Consider the following 3,628-nt stretch of genomic DNA (forward strand, 5'->3'; position numbering starts at 1 on the left):
CAGAAAAACCGGGTTTTGCAACTGAACGCCACAAAGAAGTCGAAGCGGGAAACCCGCCTGGCCCTGGGCCTGGAATGGCTGGCCTGGGAGTGATCCCAACCTCAGTTCAGGTCGGCCAGGAATTGCAGCCAGTTGTCGTAAACCTGGTTTATGTCCCGGCCATACAACTCGGAGAAAGCCCGCCGGTAGTCGGTCATTGTTGCCCGACAGTAAAAATCCTTGAAAGGAGCAGGCCCGAAAGTATCCACCAGGTACTTGACGAAAGATCCGGCCTGGTTGTAATAAAGCCAGTCGTCTTCTTGCATCAACTGCACCCAGGCCCGGTTGTCGAACATCGTTTCCAGGCTTTTAAGCCGCCCGATACGGCTTAATTCAGCCGCGGCCGAATGAACCGGGGTGTTGCGGCCATAAACACCTTCGACCGCCACTGCGATGCCTTCAGCCAGCATATCCGAGGCATGCACGCCGACCGTCCAGTAGGCGACGATGTGAACTATCTCGTGGGCGCCGATGGCCAAAACTTCGTGAGGCGGATTGTAAACGGCCACGAACATTTGCTGGGAAGGCATGCAATAACAAGTGGTTCCGCCCACCAGGCCGTTTTCCCGCTTATCCTGAATTGATGAGTAGATAAAGCAGGAAATCTTGCCGCGGTAATCCACTTGAAGATAGCTCTTAACAGTCTGCATGTCTTTTTCAAAGCCGGTGGCCAGCCATTCCATGTCCCGCTCGGCCGGGGAACCGGGCCGGTAATGGATCAGGAAATGCCTGGTCTCGCGGATGCTCCACTCCTGGTCGCCAGTTAGCAGATCAGGCATCAGGAAACGGCCCAGGGGCTTACAGCCCGGTTGTATTAAAACCAGTATACTGCTCAAAACTACTAACAGAATTGCTTTTCCTGAATTCATCTTTTCACCTCCTACCAACGGTAGCCGATACGCAGGGCCAGTTGCGTAAACAAAAAATTCCCGGCGCTGTACATTTCAGCAAAGGAAAATCTTTTTTCCAGGGTACGTAAAAGAAAGAGCGCCTGGCGCTGATAAAGCAGTCCCAGGCTCCAGCGGCGGGACACTGATCTTTCAACGGACAGGACAAAACCCACAGCTCCCCAGAAAGCGCCGCCCTCATGATCCGGCACCATCTTTGAGCGATATGCCGAGCGGTTCAAGGGTGGAATCGCCAAGCTGAGCGAGATATTGCTCATTGCCCGCCAAGCGCCCAAGCCCGCGGGGCGCCAGCGAAAGCCGGTATTCAAGCCTAAGCCCAGCAAGTCGTCATGATGCCCGGCCCGTTGCCCGGCCTGCCATTCAAGCTCCTCCCTGAGCCTGAACCACTGGACGGTGGCTCCAATTCCCCAGCTGAGTCCTTCCAGGCCGAAGGCGTTTCTCCGGGAGTAACTGGTCAGAGAATACTGCAAGGGCATCCAGGAAAACGAGTTTTCTCCCGGCCATACCCGGCCTGCCCGATTGACACTGCCGGCCCGGCCGAAGCTCAGGTTCAGGCTGTGAATCAGGCGGCCAGACTCTCTTTGCCCGAACAGGTCGAAAGCCGGCCCCGACCCGGTTGATTGGGCAGCCGGCACGCTTATGAGTCCCTGGTAGAAGCCAGCCAAACCGATGCCTATTGCGAGTTTGTTCTTTAACCATGCGGAGTCGGCTGATGTTGCCGATTCCAGAGAAAGGATCAGCGTCAAAAGCATCAACAGGCAGACAGATGCTTTTTTCAGGCAGTTTAAGCCGATTTGTTTTTTTTTTGTGAAAAGCATTTCATGAATTCCTCCTTTAATCATGCGCCAATGATTCCGAATTAAATCAGCAGGCAAATATGATGCCGGTTATTTGACCCGAATACTGTCCTTTTTTGATTACAGTTGATTTGTTTTGCGGGTCAAGTCCCATTTTCCCTGTAAAAACTGCGGCGGTCATATCAGCACACCTCCTCGACTTGTTTGACCTGCAAGTCCAATTCATTTCGTAATTTATCCAGGCGGGCAATGGTCAATGCATCGAAGTTGACCCTTTGCCAGCGTTTGGTTGCCCTGATCAGTACGGAGAAGACCAGTTTCAGAGCTGACTTCTCCGTAAGGAAGCCCGGTATAACCTTCGTTCTCCGGCGCTCCTCTTCAAAGGAGCGCTCTATGATATTGGTTGTACGCACATATTTTCGATGTGCTGCCGGAACCAGCAGTACGTTCAGCAAGGCATCAAGATCGTCCTTGAAGGCCTTGACCAGGGAAGGGTAATCGTTCTGGTTATCTCTGATGAACTGGGAACTGGGCCGCCAACTGTTTCCCTTGTTCCAGGCTGGCTGTTTCTCGAATGGCCACAATCTGCGATTTGATCTCCGGCCAGACCTCTGCAGGCACTTTCCCCGCCAGGTTACGCATTCGATGAAACCAGCAACGCAGTCTCAAGCTCTTGGCAAAAACACTCTCGATAGCCTTGATCAGTCCCGGTGCTCCATCACTGCTGATCGTTGTAGGTGCTGGCAATCCACGGCGCACCATGTCCCCTAGCATCTCAACCCAACAGGCTTCACTTTCCTTGTTGCCGATCGTCATGTGCAACAGCACCTTGCTGCCATCGCGGCAAATACCCCAAGCGCACAGGATCGCCTCTTTCACACCAAACCGCTTGCGAATGCTCTCGTATATAGCGTCCAGGAATAAATACTCTACCTCATATACAGAAAGATCCCGGTTCTGGAACGCCTCAAACTCCTCGTATAGCTTCTCACTGATCCGACTGACTGCGCTCTTGCTTATTACCTGATCGCCAGTCGCCTCATACAGCGCATCCTCAATATCCCGCGTTGACATACCTCGGGCGTACATCTCCAGCGACAGCTTCTGCAGCACATCGCTGTTGCCTTTCAAAAACACTCCCAAACGACTCTGGAATGGCTCATCACTATTGCGCACCTGGGGCTTGAAAACCGTAAGCTTCCCTTCTCCGGTCTTGATCCGAAAAGGCTCGTATCCATTACGGTATACTGCACCCTCACGACCGCCACGCTCATAATAATCCCGCCCAACAAACTCCCCAGCCTCCTCCTCAAGCAACTCCTGCACAACCATCCGGGTCGCCCGCTGAGCCAAACCACTGATCATCGACTCCTCCGACATCGTGCCTCGCGACAAATACTCACTCAACTCCTTGCGCATTTTCACACTTGGTGGTAACCTCTTCATGTAGGTGGTCCTCCTAAAATTGATTTTTCTACGAAACCATATTTTAGCGCAGGACCGCCTGCCTTTTACAGGAATTTTAGGACATTACCTGTTTTGCGTCAGCTATCTTAACATTAAATCAATGAATTATCCAATATTTTATAGTTGAAGATACTTCCACATTTTCAGGTAAAGGCTTCACTGATAGGAAACCCAATTTCCCCATAAGTTGATTTTAGTGCCTGGATTTCGGAATTTCAAGCAAATTTCCGGGAAAAGAGGTAATGGAATTCCTCTTCCGGAAGGTTCTGAACGGCTGACCCGGCAATCTGCACAGAAAGCACCAGAATACTGAACTCTTTTGCAATTTTGCATAAACCACTGCCTGGGAGAAACCGGCACCGGGACACTTACCCAAGCAAGCTGGAGGTGGCCCGCTTCCTGAACAAGTCGGCATCA

Annotated in this window: 2 protein-coding genes and 1 pseudogene; all 3 read right to left on the reverse strand. The window is 52.0% G+C overall.

Annotated elements, in window-relative coordinates; all coding sequences use genetic code 11:
- Window positions 1-101 precede the first annotated feature (101 nt).
- Window positions 102-818: a hypothetical protein gene (locus ENN40_05200; protein HDP94743.1), complete on the reverse strand. Its 717-nt coding sequence runs from the start codon at window positions 816-818 to the stop codon at window positions 102-104.
- A gap of 101 nt (window positions 819-919) precedes the next feature.
- Complete coding sequence (locus tag ENN40_05205; GenBank protein ID HDP94744.1) at window positions 920-1,765, reverse strand: hypothetical protein; 846 nt, start codon at window positions 1,763-1,765, stop codon at window positions 920-922.
- Between the two features lie 161 nt (window positions 1,766-1,926).
- Window positions 1,927-3,190, reverse strand: a pseudogene (locus ENN40_05210) (IS256 family transposase).
- Window positions 3,191-3,628: the final 438 nt, after the last annotated feature.

The sequence above is a fragment of the Candidatus Aminicenantes bacterium genome, assembly GCA_011049425.1.
GTDB lineage: Bacteria > Acidobacteriota > Aminicenantia > UBA2199 > UBA2199 > UBA876.

What these genes read in the sequence shown, in the direction of transcription:
- ENN40_05200 (HDP94743.1), bottom strand. Translation starts at nt 818, where the DNA reads ATGCCTGATCTGCTAACTGGCGACCAGGAGTGGAGCATCCGCGAGACC.
- ENN40_05205 (HDP94744.1), bottom strand. Translation starts at nt 1,765, where the DNA reads ATGCTTTTCACAAAAAAAAAACAAATCGGCTTAAACTGCCTGAAAAAA.